This is a genomic window from Neorhizobium sp. DAR64862/K0K3, assembly GCF_050500185.1.
GTDB lineage: Bacteria > Pseudomonadota > Alphaproteobacteria > Rhizobiales > Rhizobiaceae > Neorhizobium > Neorhizobium soli.
Genome location: NZ_CP191449.1, coordinates 1,213,832 through 1,231,682, shown reverse-complemented (window position 1 = coordinate 1,231,682; position 17,851 = coordinate 1,213,832). Strand labels below are relative to the sequence as shown.

At 60.7% G+C, this 17,851-nt stretch carries 16 protein-coding genes; 12 read left to right on the top strand and 4 right to left on the bottom strand.

The genetic code is table 11. The features are described 5' to 3' along the window. Positions 1–10: 10 nt before the first annotated feature. Positions 11–2,572 (bottom strand): methyl-accepting chemotaxis protein, encoded by a 2,562-nt coding sequence (locus ACQY1L_RS06020; protein WP_430243321.1) that lies wholly within the window; start codon positions 2,570–2,572, stop codon positions 11–13. 228 nt (positions 2,573–2,800) lie between these two features. Here ACQY1L_RS06020 and ACQY1L_RS06015 point away from each other — a divergent pair, with 228 nt between their 5' ends. The 3 genes from ACQY1L_RS06015 to mobB are packed head-to-tail and all read left to right on the top strand — an operon-like array spanning position 2,801 to position 4,871. Further along, positions 2,801–3,733, top strand: a complete 933-nt coding sequence (locus tag ACQY1L_RS06015) for a DMT family transporter (RefSeq protein WP_113110591.1) — start codon at positions 2,801–2,803, stop codon at positions 3,731–3,733. Further along, positions 3,730–4,356 (top strand): molybdenum cofactor guanylyltransferase MobA, encoded by a 627-nt coding sequence (gene mobA, locus ACQY1L_RS06010; RefSeq protein WP_430243319.1) that lies wholly within the window; start codon positions 3,730–3,732, stop codon positions 4,354–4,356. The genes ACQY1L_RS06015 and mobA overlap by 4 nt, the downstream gene beginning before the upstream one ends. After that, positions 4,353–4,871 (top strand): molybdopterin-guanine dinucleotide biosynthesis protein B, encoded by a 519-nt coding sequence (gene mobB / locus ACQY1L_RS06005; RefSeq protein ID WP_430243317.1) that lies wholly within the window; start codon positions 4,353–4,355, stop codon positions 4,869–4,871. The genes mobA and mobB overlap by 4 nt, the downstream gene beginning before the upstream one ends. A 49-nt stretch (positions 4,872–4,920) precedes the next feature. Here the strand turns inward: mobB and ACQY1L_RS06000 are convergent, their stop codons facing one another. Then, the gene (locus ACQY1L_RS06000; RefSeq protein ID WP_430243315.1) at positions 4,921–7,245 is read right to left on the bottom strand and encodes an OmpA family protein; all 2,325 of its coding nucleotides are present in this window, start codon (positions 7,243–7,245) and stop codon (positions 4,921–4,923) included. Positions 7,246–7,566: 321 nt separating this feature from the next. Here ACQY1L_RS06000 and ACQY1L_RS05995 point away from each other — a divergent pair, with 321 nt between their 5' ends. The 9 genes from ACQY1L_RS05995 to ACQY1L_RS05955 all read left to right on the top strand — a co-directional run bounded on the left by ACQY1L_RS05995 (position 7,567) and on the right by ACQY1L_RS05955 (position 16,120). Beyond that, positions 7,567–8,346, top strand: a complete 780-nt coding sequence (locus tag ACQY1L_RS05995; protein WP_062456519.1) for an ABC transporter substrate-binding protein — start codon at positions 7,567–7,569, stop codon at positions 8,344–8,346. Positions 8,347–8,468: 122 nt separating this feature from the next. Next, on the top strand, positions 8,469–9,251 hold the full coding sequence (locus ACQY1L_RS05990; protein ID WP_062456516.1) for an ABC transporter permease: 783 nt from the start codon (positions 8,469–8,471) through the stop codon (positions 9,249–9,251). Further along, a complete protein-coding gene (locus ACQY1L_RS05985) occupies positions 9,248–10,078 on the top strand; it encodes an ABC transporter permease (protein ID WP_062456514.1) in 831 nt (276 codons plus the stop codon). The genes ACQY1L_RS05990 and ACQY1L_RS05985 overlap by 4 nt, the downstream gene beginning before the upstream one ends. Before the next feature lie 52 nt (positions 10,079–10,130). Then, positions 10,131–10,949 (top strand): class I SAM-dependent DNA methyltransferase, encoded by an 819-nt coding sequence (locus tag ACQY1L_RS05980; RefSeq protein WP_062580912.1) that lies wholly within the window; start codon positions 10,131–10,133, stop codon positions 10,947–10,949. A gap of 173 nt (positions 10,950–11,122) precedes the next feature. After that, complete coding sequence (locus ACQY1L_RS05975) at positions 11,123–12,595, top strand: hypothetical protein (RefSeq protein ID WP_430243312.1); 1,473 nt, start codon at positions 11,123–11,125, stop codon at positions 12,593–12,595. A 100-nt stretch (positions 12,596–12,695) separates the two neighbouring features. After that, positions 12,696–13,259 carry a DinB family protein gene (locus tag ACQY1L_RS05970; RefSeq protein WP_430243310.1) on the top strand — a complete coding sequence of 188 codons (564 nt, stop codon included), beginning with the start codon at positions 12,696–12,698 and terminating at the stop codon, positions 13,257–13,259. Positions 13,260–13,262: 3 nt separating this feature from the next. Next, a complete protein-coding gene (locus ACQY1L_RS05965; RefSeq protein WP_062456502.1) occupies positions 13,263–13,673 on the top strand; it encodes a CopD family protein in 411 nt (136 codons plus the stop codon). A gap of 176 nt (positions 13,674–13,849) precedes the next feature. Then, positions 13,850–14,722: an NAD(P)-dependent oxidoreductase gene (locus tag ACQY1L_RS05960; protein ID WP_430243308.1), complete on the top strand. Its 873-nt coding sequence runs from the start codon at positions 13,850–13,852 to the stop codon at positions 14,720–14,722. 210 nt (positions 14,723–14,932) lie between these two features. Continuing rightward, positions 14,933–16,120, top strand: coding sequence for a GAF domain-containing sensor histidine kinase (locus tag ACQY1L_RS05955; protein ID WP_174196580.1), 1,188 nt, complete (start codon positions 14,933–14,935; stop codon positions 16,118–16,120). Between the two features lie 40 nt (positions 16,121–16,160). On the opposite strand, the gene ACQY1L_RS05950 is transcribed toward ACQY1L_RS05955, so the two are convergent. Together ACQY1L_RS05950 and ACQY1L_RS05945 are read right to left on the bottom strand one after the other, a co-directional pair. Beyond that, on the bottom strand, positions 16,161–17,216 hold the full coding sequence (locus ACQY1L_RS05950; RefSeq protein ID WP_430243305.1) for an alpha/beta fold hydrolase: 1,056 nt from the start codon (positions 17,214–17,216) through the stop codon (positions 16,161–16,163). Positions 17,217–17,332: 116 nt separating this feature from the next. Beyond that, entirely contained in the window at positions 17,333–17,824 is a 492-nt protein-coding gene (locus ACQY1L_RS05945) for an Lrp/AsnC family transcriptional regulator (protein WP_062456489.1), read from the bottom strand. Positions 17,825–17,851 lie beyond the last annotated feature (27 nt).

Below are 17,851 nucleotides of genomic sequence, written 5' to 3'. Positions count from 1 at the left end.
AGCGATCGTCTCAGGCGACGTCGCGCCGCTGCTGATCGCGCCGGTCATAACTCCCCATGCCGTACTGTTCATGCGGTTCGCGGGTCTTGAACCGCTCGATCTTTTCGGAAAGAACGCCGACCCGTTGGCGCAGGCCGTGGATCTCGGCATTGTTTTCTTCCACCATCGCGGCGTTCCGCTGGGTGATGTGTTCCACTTCCTGAACGGCGCGGGTGACTTGGCTGATCCCCGTCGACTGTTCCTCGGCAGCATCGGAGATCTGCGTCACCAGTTTGCGCACGTCGGTCACATGGGCGATGATCTGCGAGAGCGCGCCACCTGTCTCTTCAACCAGGTGCACGCCATTGGTCACCTGGGCGGAACTTGCCGAGATCAGCCCCTTGATTTCCCGGGCAGCACCTGCGCAGCGTTGCGCCAGTTCGCGGACTTCCTGCGCGACCACGGCAAAACCGCGACCCGCCTCACCTGCGCGTGCGGCTTCGACACCGGCATTGAGCGCAAGCAGGTTCGTCTGGAAGGCGATCTCGTCGATGACGCCGATGATGGTTGCGATCTTCTCCGACGACCGACTGATCTCGCCCATGGCGCCGACAGCGCGTGCCACGACCTCGCCCGAACGCACCGCAAAAGCTTCAGTCTCGTTGACGGACGTCGAGGTTTCGCGAGCGCTTTGCGCTGTTGCGCGGACGATGTCGCCGAGATGGCGGAGCGCACGTGAGCTCTGCTCGAGTGCTGCCGCCTGCTGCTCGGTGCGCCGGGCAAGGTCGTCGGCGGATGCCGCAAGATTGCCCGTGCCGCCTTCGATCTCGTCGGCCGTGGAACGGACGTCGGCAAGCGTGCCGCGCAACTCTTCGACAGCGCGGTTGTATGTGCGGGCCATCTCGATGAAATCCTCGGGCAGGTTTTCATCCATGGTCTGCTCCAGGTCGCCTTCGGCAAGCTGGCCGAGAACGCTCGAGAGAGCGGTCAGCGCCTGACGCTGTTCGGCGGCAATCCGGGCACGTTCGCTTGTGCTGCGGTCCGATTCGGCGCTCGAAAGCTCCCGTGCCGACGTCGCCTCTTTTTCCAGCCGGATATTCTCCAGCGCCGAATCGCGGAACACGCTGACCGAGCGCACCATGTCGCCGATCTCGTCACCCCGCTCGCGGCCTTCGATCTTCACATCGAGATCGCCATCGGCCAGACGCTTCATGATCTCGGTGACGCGGCGCAAAGGTCCGCGCAGCGTCTCGACCAGCATGAGGCCGCCGGCGATGGCAAGCAGCGTGCCCGCCACCATGGCGATCACGGAAACGGTGGCCGAACGCTCGCTGTCCGCCTTGCCGACCTCCTGCGCCTGCGCCACGAAGTTCTTGAGGCCGGCCATGCCTGCCGTCAACGTTTCTGTCGCCTTCGTGCGTGCCGCAGTCCATTCACCCGCGTTGACAATCGTCGTCGCCGTGCTCTTGTCGAGCGCGCTCAGCAGTGTCGCAAGGGTCGGTCCAAAGTCGCGGGTGGCGGCATTGCGTGAATTGAGTTCGGAGACTTTTGCGCTTGTTGCCCTCAGCGCCACGATGTCGGCAATGATATGCGAACGTGCTTCATCGGTCGGCACCGTCATGAAACGCTCGGCATGCAGCTGCATCGCGTTCGAAATCTGGAGCGACTGGTCGATCTGGTCGAGAACGCTCTTCAGCACTTCCACCTCGCCTTCGAGATCGACGAAACGCTCGGCTGCGTCACCGGATTTCTTCGTCACTTCGGCGGCAAGTTCCCCCTGCGGTCTCATGAAGGCACTTGTCGCAATGCGCAAAGCCTGGGCCTTGTCGGCAACCGGCTTGTCACTGGCGATGACGGCCAGAAGCTGATCGGCCGACTGCTCGATCGGCGCCATGGCCGCCTTGCCGTTGGACGACAGCATCGGAGCGACGATCGCGAATTCCTTTTTCAGAGTGTGGCCGTAAAGCTCCGCGCCCTTGACGGTGGCTTCGTCGGTTTCGGAGGCCCGCACGGCATTGCGCAGATTTTCCAGCCGACGCGCGACGGATCGATACGCGTAGGCTTCAAACAGCTGCCGCTTGGCGAATTTCTCTTTGCCGTCAAACTGTTTCTGGATGATCTCGACCTGCTTGTCGACGCCGTTGGAAGCATCGCGCACGCCTTTGAGGATCTGATTGATCTCCTCGACATTGCGCTTGCGCATCTGTTCGATCGCCCACAGCCCGTCCGTGTCGGCCGAGAGCTTAGCCGCAAGCTCGCGGACAACGGCTATCCGGTTACGGTCACCCTCGGTCTGCAACAGCCCTTGCAACCGGCCGACGCCGTCTGCCTGACGCGCGATACTGGACCGCAGGGTCGCGACGGTCTGATCCGACGGAGCCTCGGTGAATGCCTGAAGCGATGACTGGAGATCTTCGAAATCGCCGATATTTTCGATCGTGGCACGCGTCACGGTCATATGACCGTTCAGCGTTTCGGCCGTATAAAAGCCAGCCATTCCCACGCCTGCAATGAGAAGCACCAGTGGCACGACGAAGAGAAGAACCTTGGTGACAATTTTGCGTCTTTGAAGCAGACGATCGACGAATGACATGGAACCCCCGGGTTGTTGAGTAGCCCCCGGCTCCGCTGTTCATTCGCGGGTTATCCAGCAAGCGCCCCCACGTCATGCGGGTAACATTGCTGCACACAATCTGCAAATTCGGTTGAACAAGCGTTAACTCAAGGACGTCCGAGTTGCGATTTCGCAAGAACGGGGACATGTGGCTGCTGGCGGACCGTTTGAAGCTGCGTTAAGACGGCGCGGTCCCGAGGAGACATCATGAGTCTGTCCGAAAACGCACGCGGCGCCCTGGTTATGGCGTTCGCCATGGCGGCATTTACCTTCAACGACGCTTTGGTCAAATCCGTTACGTCAGAGCTCAGCATTGCACAGATCATTGCCGTGCGCGGGGTCATGACCACAACCCTCGTCTATTTCATCGCGCGCCACCTTCGCGCGTCGATTTCGCTAAAAACGCTGAGCCATCCCCTCGTCCTTTTGCGAGGATTTTGCGAACTCGGCGCCACCCTTGCGTATTTCACCGCGCTCGCCCGGCTCGAATTTGCCACCGCTGCCTCCATCATGCAGTCGCTGCCACTGGTCGTCACGCTCGGCGCAGCACTCATTTTTCGTGAACCGGTTGGCTGGCGGCGCTGGAGCGCGATCGGGGTCGGGCTCGTTGGCGTCCTTCTCATTCTGCGCCCCGGCGCGGAAGGGTTTTCGGCGGACGCTGTCTATCCGCTCATCGCTTTATGCTTCACCGCCTGCCGCGACCTGACGACCCGGCGGATCAGCGCCGAGATTCCGACCATCAGCATCACCTTCTTCACCAGCTTTGCCAACACGCTTCTCGGCATTATCCTGATCGTGCCGATGGGTGGCTGGCAACCGGTGAGCGCCGGCACCTTCTCCATTCTCGTCCTGACATCGCTCCTCGTTTTTGCGGGTTATCAGACCGTGATCATGGCGATGCGCACGGGAGAGGTCTCGTTTGTGACGCCGTTCCGCTACACGAGCCTGATCTGGGCTCTGGCGATCGGGATCCTGTTCTTCGGCGAGGAGCCGAGCGGCAGCATGCTTGCGGGAGCGGCAATCGTGATCGGCTCCGGTCTCTACACGTTCGCGCGCGAAAAGAAGAGGAAGCAGCAGGTCGCGACCGCCGCCGACGTCGCCCCGCCCGGCTCCACGCAGACGAGAGAAACGGGTCGATGATAACTGCCTCAAACGATCTCCCGGCTCTCATTCTCGCCGGCGGCCGATCCAGCCGGATGGGGCAAAACAAGGCTGATCTGCCGCTCGCCGGAAAGACGATCCTCGGCCATGTCGTCGATCGGCTCGCGCCTCAGGTGATATCGATCGTTCTGAATGCGCCCGAAGCCTCAGAGGATCTCTCCGGGCTACGTCTCGTTCCCGACTTGAGACCGGGCCAGGCCGGCCCGCTCGAAGGCGTCCTGGCCGGTCTTTTCGACCTGCAGGCGCAGGACACCGATGCGTCCCATCTGGTGACTGTCCCCTGCGACAGTCCGTTCCTGCCGCTCAATCTGGTGGCACGTCTCGAAGCCGACGCTGGCGCTGAAACCATTGCCGTCGCTACGTCGGATGGTCGCACGCATCCCGTTTTCGCGCTCTGGCCGAAGTCGATCGCCGACGATCTCGAAAACTGGCTTGTTAATCCCGACAACCGTCGCCTCAGGGCATTTCTGGATCGCCATTCGACGGTCTATGTGGATTTCCCAATTCTCGACATCGGCGGCGAAATGCTCGATCCTTTTCTCAATATCAACACTCCGGAGGATCTGGCCTTGGCCAAGCGCTTCACCGAGGCTCTGAGATGACAGTGCCGCCCCGTGTCTTTGGAATTGCCGGCTGGAAGAACTCAGGCAAGACAGGCCTTGCCGTCCGACTGGTGACGGAATTCACCCGCCGCGGCTACAAGATCTCGACGATCAAGCACGCCCACCACGATTTCGACATCGACAAGGTCGGCGCCGACTCGTTCCGGCACCGTCAGGCTGGCGCGCATGAAGTGACGATCGTCTCCGGCACCCGGTTTGCCATCATGCACGAGCTGCGCGGCGATCCGGAACCCAGTTTGCAGGACGTTCTCGATCGTATCGCGCCCTGCGATCTGGTGCTGATAGAGGGCTACAAGCGCGAGCCAGTGCCCAAGATTGAGGCCCGCAGGCTCGAATCGAAAAGCCGCGAGCCACTGGCTCCGACCGATCCGCACATTGTTGCCATCGCTGCCGATCATGCGGTGGAGGGTACGTCCCTGCTCGTCTTCGATCTCGACGACACGGTCGCCATCGCGGATTTCATCGCGGACGTCGTTTCTCTCCCGCAGAAATGAAAACGCCCGGATAAACCGGGCGCTCTCTGATCAACTCTGGTGAACCGTACTATTTCGACGCAACCGGCTTTACCAGCGCCGTGATGCGGCGGATAGTGACGCGGCGGTTTTCCTGGTTCGGTCCGTCGGTGCGAACCTTCAGATAGCGTTCGCCGTAGCCCTGGGTCGCCAGGTTTTCCGGCGGGATGCCGTAAGCGTCGGTCAGAACGCGGGCAACGCTTTCCGCACGCTCGTCGGACAGGACGAGGTTGGCGTCATCCGCGCCGACGGCGTCGGTATGGCCTTCGATCAGGAAGGTTTCAGCCGGGTCCTTCTTCAGCACCTGGTTGATCGCATCCGCAACCTTGCGCAGCGAGCTTGCCTGATTCATCGGAATTTCGGCACTGCCTGTTGCAAAGGTGACCGTATCCAAGTCGATACGACGAACCTTGTCGCGGATACGGGCCGAGTAGCGAACCTCATCCAGCGAATAGACGCGCTCGACCTGTTCGACCGGCGGCTGTTCGAGGAACTCGTAGTAGTTCCGGTCAGGCTCCGACGACGTGTCGATAATGTAGTCGTCGAGCGGAACGTCGAGACGCATGGGCGGCAGATCGTCACCCGGATCGCGCCAGGTATAATCCGCACCACGGTTCTGGTCCGACAGTTCCGGCGCATAGTAGAGCACGTATTCCTCACCGCCGCGCACGATACGCGACCGCTGGACGATCTCGCCGTAACGGTTGCGCACGGTGACGATCCGGGTGCCGTCTTCGCGCTCGATCACTTCACGTACACGACCATCGCGCAGACGCTCGTATTCCGGCTGGCGACCGTCTTCTTCATAGAAGCGGCGGCTGTCATCGTGGCGCACGACCGACTGGTTGTCGATCGAGATGATTACGCGGCCACGATCCCTGCCGCGATCGTTACGACCGACGTCCTGGCCGTCCTGACCGCGATAATCCCAGCCACGCGGGCGATCGAACTGCGGACGACGGTCGAGCCGTTCGCCGCGCTCTTCGGACAGTTCGCGGAAATTGCGCCTCTGGTCGGCTGTCTCCCGGGTGTTGGACTGGGAATCAGCGTCGGAACGTGGCGGTGCACGATCCGCCTGCTGGGCATCGCGGTCGCGGTCGCGGCGCGGACGCTCACCATCGCGGTCCGGACGACGCGGACGTGCATCTTCCTTGGCGCTGTCGAGCACCGCTGCACCGTTTTCGACCGGCAGGGTCGGCTGTTCGCCGCGCTGCGCAGACTTCGGATCCTTCGCCAGTTCCCTGGCGCGCTCCACCTTGTCAGGCGTATCGGCAACCTGCGGCGGCCGCGGACGGCCGTTTGCGGGCTGATCGGTCTGCGGCTGGTTGCGATCGGCCTGGTTGCGATCGGGACGATCACGGCCGGGCTCGTTCGGATTGGCCTGATCGGCATCACCAGGGCGACGGTTGTTCTGGTCGCGATCGGCTGGGTTACGGTCAGCCTGATTACGGTCTGGGCGAGCCGCGTCTGGCTGCGTTGCGGTATCCGGACGGGTCTGGTCGCGCTGGTTGCGATCCTTGGCGTCGCGCGGTGGCGTAGCCCCGTTCTCAGCGTCGGTGTCGCGAGCATTGCGTTCCGCAGCCTTCGGATCAACCTTGGGGTCGGCCTTCGGATCTACCTTGTTACGATCGCCCTGCGCGCGCGGACGCTCAGGCGACTGTTCATCGCCTGCCTTTTCGCGCTGCGGACGAGCCTGATCCGGATCGGCCTGGTCTGGCTTTGCACGATCAGCCTGTGCCTTTTCAGGCTTGGCCGGCTTTGCATCGTCCGGCTTTGCCCTGTCGGCAGCATCGGCCTTGGACGGATCGGCGCGGTCACGGGATGGCTTCGGGCGCTCGCCTTCGGCATTGGAACGGTCCGCTGCAGGCGGACGCTCCTTGGCATCGCTTCCCTGCGCTTCACGGCGCGGGCGTTCGCCTGCTGCAGGAGCATCCTGCTGACGCTCGGCATCGCGGCGCGCTGGCTTCTTCTGCTCGGGCTCGCCCTGTTCAGCCTGCGCGCGGCGTGCTGGACGCTCGCTTGCGCCGCCGTTGTCTTCAGCCTGCTGGCGACGCTGCGGGCGCTCGCTGGCACCGCCACCGTCTTCCGCGGCCTGGCGACGCTGCGGCCGCTCTGGCTTGTCTTCGCCCTGGCCTGCTTCGCTCTTTTCGCGGCGCGGACGCTGCGGCTTTTCGCCACCACCATCTTCAGGCGCGATGACTTCCTGCTGAACCTGGATGAAACCTGGTACCGAGGCCGGAGCCTGGTTGACTTCGATGGCGGCCTTCAGCGGCATGGCACCAACCGGCTGCAGCATCAGCGGCAGCGACAGCACCGGCGCAGCCACGCTGGCAAACAGTCTGAATTTTTTAGACATGCAATCTTCCTCTTCTCAAGCGTCTCTTCCCTTGGCGCATCCCGTATTATGCATCGTTCGAAAGAATGACCTCGGGCTGACGCGCCGGCTGAACGGGTATTCAACCGATATGGTTCCGCAAAGACTGTTCCCAACCACATGAATGACAACTGAATGCCGCGTTCACCTCCCGCGAGGTGTCATCAGGCAGGAAAATGCCGTTGCAATTTCCCGTTGGCCGGTATCTATAAAACGTCAGACGGGGCGAGCTGGCCTTAAGCCCCGCAACCCGGATGGCGTATGAATTCAACGCCGCCGGTCTTGCCAACAGAGAGGATCATTATGACTATGTCCCGCCTTTTCGCAGCTGCATCCATCGCGGCTGTATCGCTTTTTGCCGGATCCGCGCTTGCCCAGGAAAAGCTCACGATCGGCACCGAGGGCGCTTACCCGCCCTTCAACGTTCTCGAATCCAACGGCAATCTGACCGGTTTCGACATCGACATCGCCAAGGCGCTGTGTGACGAGATGAAGGTCACCTGCACCTTCGTCACCAACGACTGGGATGGCATCATCCCGGCGCTGCAGTCGAAGAAGTTCGACGCTATCATCGCCTCCATGTCGATCACGCCGGAGCGCATGCAGCAGGTTGCGTTCTCGAAGAAATATTACAACACGCCGCCGGCAGTCGCCGTGCCGAAGGATTCGCCGCTGAAGGATGCGACCGCGGCCTCGCTCAAGGGCAAGACGCTCGGCGCCCAGGGTTCGACCACCCACTCGAACTACACCGAAAAGCATTTTCCTGATTCCGAACTGAAGCTCTACCCGACGTCTGACGAGTACAAGCTCGACCTCACCAACGGCCGCATCGACGGCGTTGTGGACGACATCGTCGTCCTGTCGGAATGGGTGAAGTCCGAAGCCGGCAACTGCTGCAAGATCCTTGCACCGCTCCCGGTGGATGCTGAAATTAATGGCGAAGGCGCCGGCATTGCCGTGCGCAAGGACGAAACGGCACTGGCCGACAAGTTCACCGCCGCGATCGCCGCGATCCGCGCCAACGGCAAATACGCCGAAATCAACAAGAAGTATTTCGACTTCGACGTGTACGGCGACAAGTAATCGTCTATACGCCGGAATATGAACGGCGGAAGGCTTGCCCTTCCGCCGTTTTCCTTTTTAATGACACCTATGACTGAAGCGGCGCCTTAAAAGCCGCATGGGGAACGAACCGGAATGACCCTATGAGCGGATGGCTCTCCGCCCTCTTCGATACGCTCGACCCGTTTTGCGGCCCGGCCGGCATCTTTACCTGGCTCGGCCAAGGTTCCCTGATTGCCTGCGGCGACGCCGGATGGGGCGACGAGATCGCCTTTGGCGTCAAGGTGACGATCACGCTGGCCTTGGCGACCCTGCCGGTCGGCCTCGTCATCGGCTTTCTGATCGCGCTCGCAGCACAGTCTGAGGAACGGCTGCTGCGGCTGGCCGCCGGCATCTACACGACGATCTTCCGTGGCCTTCCTGAATTGCTGACGCTGTTCATCGTCTATTACGGCGCCCAGATCCTTCTCCAGACAGTGCTGTCGACCTTCGGCTATGACGGCCGCGTCGAGATCAACGCCTTCGTGGCTGGGATGGTAGCTCTCGCTGTCGTGTTCTCCTCCTACTCGTCGGAAGTGCTTCTCTCTGCCTTTCGCGCCATCCCGCGCGGCCAGTATGAGGCCGGCGATGCGCTTGGCCTTCGGCGCTGGCGCACGATGTTCCTGATCGTCCTGCCGCAGCTCATCCGCATCGCGCTGCCGGGCCTCACCAATCTCTGGCTGATCTTGCTGAAGGATACGTCCTATGTCTCGGTCATCGGCCTTGCCGATATCATCCGCCAGACAGGCATTGCCGCGCGCGTCAGCCGTGAGGCGTTCTTCTTCTATACCATCGCCTGCCTTCTCTATCTTGTGCTTGCGATGATCTCCTCGTTCGGACTGGGCTTCATCGAACGCTGGGCCAAACGCTCGGGAGTATCGCGATGAGCTTTGTGAAAGAGCTGATAGCGCCACGCCCTGCGCCCGCCGTCGTCGCGAGGCCGCTGACCGCTGCCAAGGTTGCGGGCATCGTCGTTCTTGTACTCTGGGGCCTGCTCGCAGCAGCGTTGGTGATGATGGTCATCAACGGCTGGGATACGGCCAAGTTTGAGCGCTATGGGCCGCGCTACCTCAACGGCCTGTGGACGACCATCTCGATTGTCGGCATCTCCATCGTTCTCGGCGCGCTGCTTTCGCTGCCGATCGCGTTCGCCCGCATGTCGAAGAACCGCGTGCTCAACACGATCGCCTACGCCTACGTCTATCTGTTCCGCTCGACGCCGCTGCTCGCGCAGCTCTTCCTGATCTATTACGGTCTCGGCAGTTTCAGGGCGGAACTCGAATCCGTCGGTCTATGGTGGTTCTTCCGCGAGGCCTGGTATTGCGGACTGTTTTCGCTGACGATCAACACGGCCGCGTATCAGGCCGAAATCCTGCGCGGTGCCATCGAAAGCGTGCCGCGCGGCCAGCACGAAGGCGCCGCGGCGCTGGGCATTTCCAAGCGCATCACGCTGCGCAAGGTCATCCTGCCGCAAGCCCTGATCGTGGCACTTCGCCCTTACGGCAACGAAGTGATCCTGATGATCAAGGGCTCCGCCGTGGTCGCCATCGTTACCGTTTTCGATCTGATGGGCGAGACGCGCTACGCCTTTTCGCGCACCTTCGACTACCAGACCTATCTCTGGGCGGCGATCTTCTACCTGACGATGGTGGAAGCACTGCGGCACCTCTGGGCATTCATGGAAGCCCGCCTGACCCGTCATCTGAAACGCTAGTCCAGATTGCCAAACGGCGCTCCGCCCCTTAAAGCGCTTCGCAACGAAAAGGATGATGGCGATGACGAAGATCGACGAGGAAGCTCTGGCCGAGGCCTACAACCGCGCATTGGCGCTGGAAAAGGCCGGCGATATCGACGCGGCAGTGAAAGCCTACGAGGACGTTCTGGCAATCGACCCCGAGGATCACGGCGGCGCAGCAGTCCGCATTGCCTCGATGGGACGCGGCGAAACGCCTCCGAGAGCGCCGGATGCCTATGTCGAAACCCTGTTCGACCAGCATGCCGAAAGCTTCGAGGACATCCTCGTCGAACAGCTCGGCTACGCCGTGCCCGTCATCCTGCGCCAGCGTCTGCAGGAACTGAACCTTGGCCCGTTCAAGCGCATGCTCGATCTCGGCTGCGGCACCGGTCTGACCGGCGGTACGCTGCGCGACATGGTGGACGACATCACCGGTATCGATCTCTCCGAAAACATGGTCGAGATCGCCCATGAGAAGGACCTCTACGAAACGCTTTACGTTGCGGAAGTCGAGGATTTCCTTGACGATAACGACGACGAGCCCTTCGACCTCGTCACCGCAACCGACGTTCTTCCCTATCTCGGCGCGCTAGAACCGCTGTTCTTCGGTGCTGCCGAAAACATGGTGCCAGGCGGCCTGTTCGCCTTCTCGTCCGAAACGCTCCCCGCATCCGACACCACCCCCTACCGGGTCGGCCCCCACCAGCGCTTCGTCCACTCGGAATCCTACATCCGCTCGCGGCTTGAAGAGACCGGCTTTACGGTCGTGGAAATGACCGAAATCAATGTGCGGATGCAGGACGGCAACCCGAGCCCGGGCCATCTGGTGATTGCGAAGTTGAAGGGCTGAGCCCCTAAACTGGACGGTTCGCCGAGTCATATTGACATTACGTATAAGTTGCGCAAAGCTCACCTAATCAACCGATAATAGCATTCGGATTGATTGGGGGGATTGCTATGGATGCCACGTCTTGGACTGGGCTGCTGGATAGCCCCTTCTCAAAACTATCGTTTTTGGGCGGCTTGTTTTCGAGCATTGACTGGATAGCTCTCGTCATCGCCCTGCTTGGCCCGCTTCTCATCTTCGCAGCTCGAAACGAAGTGCGCTTGCGCCGGCTGCGACAGATCCAGGATTTCTACGTCAACTTCAGCAGTGAAAAAGGCAGTGCCTCAAACACCGTAGCTTCGCGACTCGGGACCAATCCATCCTTCGAATTCGTCCGCTCGAAATACACGGCCGATCTGGTTTTTCCGGAGAAGGACAAATTCGATGCTCTCCCGGAAGCGGACAAGCTGAGGCAGTTTATCAGTCTCGCGGCAAAGGGCCGCGTGACATTCGCGTATCGTCTGTTCCTGTCGTCGCTGGGGTTTGTCCTTCTCAGTTATATCGGCTTCCACATCTTCATTTCCGCGATCTGCTGCGGGCTGCAAATCTCCGTTCAGTGCCCTGTGCCCGGTCTCGTCGGCGGTGACACCTCCTCGAAGCTTATCGTGATCGGTTCGCTCGCCTTTATCGGCGCCTACATTTCTTCGGCCCGGACCCTTCTTGCCCGCCTCGCTGTGTTCGATCTTTCGTCGACCACATTCTTGAGAATCACCATCGAAAGCCTGGCATCGGTTCTCTTTGCGGCCATCCTGTTTGCAGCCTTTCCGGACCCGCTCGGCGGCATCGGACGTGTTCTGACTGCCGGGGCAACCTCAGGCGCCGAAACCACGGGCCAATCCTTGCCGCTCACATGGATAGCACTCGCGCCGATGCTCGGGCTGCTCCCGCAGAGCTCGACCAAGTTCCTCTTCGTCAAGCTCCAGCAGATCTTCTCCTGGGTCAAGGTGAGCGACGACCGGTTCGTGTCCATCACCCCGATCGTGTCGCTCGATGTGATCAACGGCATCGATTACGAAATCCGCTTCCGTCTTGAAGACTGCGGCATCTACGACATCCAGAACCTTGCCACCTACAATCCCATCCTCCTTCACGTCGAAACGCCGTTCGGGATCTATCAGTGCATCGACTGGGTCGCCCAGGCGCAGCTCTGTCATATCGTCGGCCTCGAGCGGTTCCTGGCTTTGCGGGAGTTAAACATCCGGACGATCTTCGACCTCGAACGCGCAATCGACAGCGTCGATTCTCCGGAAGAATTCGACGACATCTACATGAGCATCCTCATGTCGCCGACCAGCAACCTGCGCAAGCTGGCTGACATCGCGAAAATGAACTTCATGATCATGGACGGTACGAATGCCCGCCCGGTCTCGGTGGACGAATACGCCAAATGGGCCCGGGAGCGGGTCAGCAGCGAGCCGAAACTGATCACGAAAGCCGCCGAACATCTGATGACATGGATTTCGGACGATCTGCACGTCCGCCGCCTGCGTCGGTTGTGGAACGACATTGCTGACAGCCTCGAGCCAGGATCCTCCTACTTCCGGGATTCCAAGCGCAATCCCCAGAACAAAAAGCAGGAAACGTCAGGTCCAGCATCGGATACTGTCTAGGCATTGATCTCCCCCCGTTCATCATCGGAGCAGCCACACCAACTTCCGTCTTCTCATCTCCGTGCCGAACGGCTAAACCAACTTCGCAATGGAGGTGGCGATGGGGCCGCAGCGCTATATTCTCACTCAGGCCTATAACAATGCCTGGGCCAATCACCGGCTGCTCAAAGCCTGTGCCCTGCTGTCGGCTGAAGATATTGGCGCGCCGCGGCAAAGCTTCTTCCCGTCGATCATCCACACGCTCAACCACATTCTCACGGTGGACTGGCTTTACGTCGGTGCGCTCGAAGGACACTGTCCCGGCGCTTCGGCGTTCGAGCCGCAGATACCCTTCCCCGCTATCGCCGATCTCGATCGGGAACAACGGGCCGTCGACCGTCGCATGATCGATCACTGTCGTCGCATGAGCGAGGACGACCTCGCCGGGGAAATCCGGATCCCGCGACAAAACCATGTCCAGGTCGAGCGTGCCGATCGAATTCTGCTGCACCTCTTCCAGCACCAGATCCATCATCGCGGCCAGGTGCATGCGATGCTGTCTTCCACCCCTGTTTCCCCACCGCAGCTCGACGAGTTCTTTCCGTCGGACCCGCAGGAACAGGCATTGCGCGCAAGAGACTTCGCCGAACTCGGCTTTACCGAATCCATGATCTGGAGTGACTGACCCATGCTGTATTTCGTTCTAAAAACCCTGCACCTCATCTCCGACTTCCTGCTGATCGGCGGCATGCTGGTGAACGCCTTCGTCATCTCCATGGTGCCCCCGACGATCCGGGTCGGCGTCATCCAGTCGCTGCGCAAATACGACCGCACCGTCACGACCGCAGCCCTTGCCGGCGCGTGGATCTTCGGCCTTTGGCTGGCGATCGGTTACGTCGGCTTTTCCGGCGGCTGGCTTCACGCCAAGTTCGTGCTGGTGATCCTGCTTTCCGCGCTGCACGGCATGCAGGGGGCGGCCATGCGCAAGATGGCGGCCGATCCGAAACGCGATCCGAACGCCTTCGTGCGTCTCGGCATGCCGATCATCATGATCTGTCTCGTGCTGATCGTGGCACTCGCCGTGATCAAACCGTTCTGATCAGAAGAAAGACCCTGCTCTGCACGATGGTATCACCGAACCAATTTCCAACGCGCCGCAACCGGCGGGTGGAGCGTCGTGACAGGTCAGCTAGTCAGGCTTGCGAGCGCTTTGCCCTTCCCGTCGGCCTTGCTTTGTTCTAATCCTCGCATCACAGCAATTCAGGGAGTTCCGGCATGGCGAAAGTGGCATTCATCGGTCTTGGCGTTATGGGTTTCCCCATGGCAGGCCACCTGAAAGAAAAGGGCGGCCATGACGTCACCGTCTATAACCGCACCGCGTCCAAAGCTGCCGAGTGGGCAAAGAAGTTCGGCGGAGCCACCGGTGCAACGCCAGCCGAAGCCGCAAAAGATGCCGATTTCGTCTTCATCTGCGTCGGCAACGACGACGATCTGCGCCAGGTGACCACAGGTGAGAACGGCGTTCTCTCTGGCATGAAATCCGGTGCGATCCTGATCGACAACACGACGGCCAGCGCCGAAGTCGCCCGTGAACTGGAGACAGCCGCCGGCGAAAAAGGCATCGGCTTTATCGATGCACCGGTTTCCGGCGGCCAGGCGGGCGCCGAAGGCGGCGTGTTGACTGTCATGTGCGGCGGCGATCAGAAAACCTTCGACACGGCAAAGCCTGTGATCGAGGCCTATGCCCGCATGGTCGGCCTGATGGGTCCGGTCGGCAGCGGCCAGCTGACCAAGATGATGAACCAGATCTGCATTGCCGGCGTCGTCCAGGGCCTGGCGGAAGCCGTGCATTTCGGCAAGCAGGCAGGCCTCGACATCGAGACCGTCGTCGGCGTCATCTCCAAGGGAGCTGCCGGATCCTGGCAGATGGAAAACCGCCACAAGACGATGGACCAGGGCAAATACGACTTCGGCTTTGCCGTCGACTGGATGCGCAAAGATCTCGATATCGTCCTCACCGAAGCCCGTCGCAACGGCGCAAACCTGCCAATGACCGCGCTGGTCGACCAGTTCTATGCTGAAGTGCAGGCGATGGGCGGCAAGCGTTGGGACACGTCTTCGCTGCTGGCAAGGCTGGAGCGGAAGTAATTCATCGATACGACAGCAGTCGTGGCGACGGCCCGTTGACATTGGCCGTTGCTCTATCCTTAGCTAGAGCAGACTGGTGCAAACCCGGACTCGCGGTTACAGCGGCATTATGCGACGACGGTGAACCTGACGCGTGGTGGACGTCCTTGCGACGCCCCATGGGTAGAGGGTATTTTGGAGGACCAAGGTCAGCCGGATTGGTGAATATTGATGGCGCATGACTTTCAGGACGACATAGACGCAGTCCAGCGTATCGGTGCCGTACCAACGATCCTTGATGTTGTCTGTCGCGCGACCGGGATGGGATATGCGGCAGTGGTTCGCGTCACGGAGGATCGGTGGGTTGCCTGCCAGGTTCTCGACAACATCCATTTCGGCCTCCCGGCCGGAGGCGAACTGCCGGTCGAAACGACGCTCTGCCACGAAGTCCGGCAATCGCGCGACGTTATCGTCATCGACAACGTCGCCGAAGACCCTGTTTACTTCCAGCATCAAACCCCGAAGCTCTACGGATTGAAGAGCTACATTTCCATGCCTATCATCCTGCCGGATGGCCGTTATTTCGGAACCCTGTGCGCCATAGATCCCAAGCCGGCAGCGCTCAACAATCCGCTGGTGATTGGAACATTCAAGCTGTTTGCCGAACTGATTGCCTACCATCTGGAAGCCGACGAGAAGCTCGATCGGGCCAATGCAAGTCTGCTCGATGCGGAAGCGACGGCTCGGTTGCGGGAACAGTTCATCGCAGTCCTCGGCCACGATCTTCGAAATCCCCTTGCGTCGCTCGACGGCGGCATCAACATCCTGCAGCGCGAAGCGCAAAGCGAGCGGTCTACCAGGGTGCTCAACATGATGCGCGGCAGTATCCTGCGCATGTCCGGCCTGATCGATAACGTCATGGATTTCGCCCGCGGAAGGCTTGGTGGCGGTCTGGGTCTACGCAGGGAAGCAGATCGTCCGCTTGGCCCCACACTGATGCAGGTCGTCTCGGAAATCTGCTCTGCCCATCCAGAGCGGCAGATTGACGTCGAGATAGAGCTGCCGGGCCTGTTCGATGTCGACCATGACCGCCTTGCGCAGATGTTCTCCAACCTTCTGGGCAACGCGATCACCCACGGCTCTACAGAACATCCGATCCGCATTCTGGGAACGGTCGAAGGGGACGAACTGAAATTGGAAATCGCCAATGCCGGAACCGCGATTACCGGCAAGGCAATCGAAAAACTGTTTCAGCCCTTCAGCCGCAGCGATGCGGGCACCCATGATCAGGGTCTAGGCCTTGGCCTCTACATCGCGTCGCAGATCGCCAAGGCCCATGGTGGCCATATCGATGTCACCTCTGATGATACCCAGACGGTGTTCACCTTCCGCATGCCGGCAATCGTGCCGGAAAGCTGATCAGGAACCGCGTTCTCTGAAGCGAACGCGGTTCCCAGTATCACGAGCGATCATTCAGCCCGTCGAGCAGCGCCTTGTGGAACCGGTCCGGATCCTGGATCTGCGGCGAATGGCCGAGGTCATCGAACTCCACCAGCTTCGCCCCGGGGATCGATTCCGCCGCCTGCTTGCCGAGCTTGGTATAATCGCCGAGCGATGCGGCGATCGCCTTGCTGGCGCGGTTGGCGCCCGGAGCCGTCTTGTCCGTCGTGCCGATGATGAGCAGGGTCGGCGTTTTCACCTGCCCGAACTCGTGGACAACAGGCTGGGTAAAGACCATGTCGGAGGTCAGCGCCTGGTTCCAGGCCACCTGATCTCCTCCCTCGCCCGTAGACATGCCGGCGCTCATCTCCACCCACTTGTCATAGCTCGGCTTCCACTGGCCGGAATAATAGAACTTCTGCTGGTAGGCCTTGATGCTCTCGAAGCTGGTCTTCTGCTCACCTTCGAAGGCCGTCGAGATCGACTGGTAGGGCACGCCCTTCGCCTTCCAGTCTTCGAGACCGATCGGGTTCACCAGAATCAGCTGTTCGGTAAAGTCCGGATACATCAGCGCAAACCGCGTCGCCAGCATGCCGCCCATCGAATGACCAACCACCGTCGCCTTGTCGATACCGCGCGCGTCGAGCAGCACCTTGGTGTTTTGCGCCAGTTGCTGGAAGCTGAACTGATAGGCGGCCGGCTTGCTCGACTTGCAGAAACCGATCTGGTCGGGTGCGATCACCCTGTAACCGGCGCCGGTCAGCCGACCGATCGTCGCCTCCCAGGTTGCCGCACAGAAATTCTTGCCATGCAGAAGCACCACCGTGCGCCCGTTCGGCGTCTCAGGGGCGATATCCATGAAGACCATTTCCAGCGGCTGGCTGTCGCCTGCGGCCGCGGCATCCGGCCTCTGCCCCGCCACGCTGAAGACTTCAGTCTTGAACGGATACTCGAAGCCTTCCAGCCTCGGACCATAGGTCGGGTGCTCCGAGGACACGCCTTGCGCCGCACCGAGGCCCGGCAGGGCTAAGGCAGCAGCAACGACAACGATAGAACGTAGGAATAGCGTGGGCATCAGGTCTCCTTGAGGCTCGCGCCCGGCACATGGCATGCACCGGGTCACACGCTCAAGGTAGGTCCGGCCTCATTAAGGGCAATCGAAAATAACAGCCCTGTGAAGCGCCTTGACCATCAGTCGCTGTCGCCGGACTTCTGATTGTCGAGCAACATATAGTCGAGCGGCAGTTCAGTCGTGTACTTGATCTGCTCCATCGCGAACACGGACGACACGTCACGGATTTCGATCTTGGCGATGAGGCGCTTGTAGAACGCGTCATAGGCAGCAATGTCGGGCACGACCACGCGCAGGAGGTAATCGACGTCGCCGCTCATGCGGTAGAATTCAACCACTTCGGGGAAATCCACCACCACTTCGGAAAACCGCTTCAGCCATTCGATCGAGTGGCTTGCGGTGCGGATGGAGACGAACACCGTGACCTTGGTATTGACCTTGACCGGATCGAGAAGCGCCACGCGACGGCGGATCACGCCGTCCTCTTCCATCTTCTGGATGCGCCGCCAGCACGGAGTCGTCGACAGTCCGACCTTCTTTGCGAGATCTGCAACGGCGAGCGTGGAGTCTTCTTGCAGTATGCGCAGAATCTTGCGGTCCAGGCGGTCCATCAAACGTCCTTTCGAAATGATTTTCCG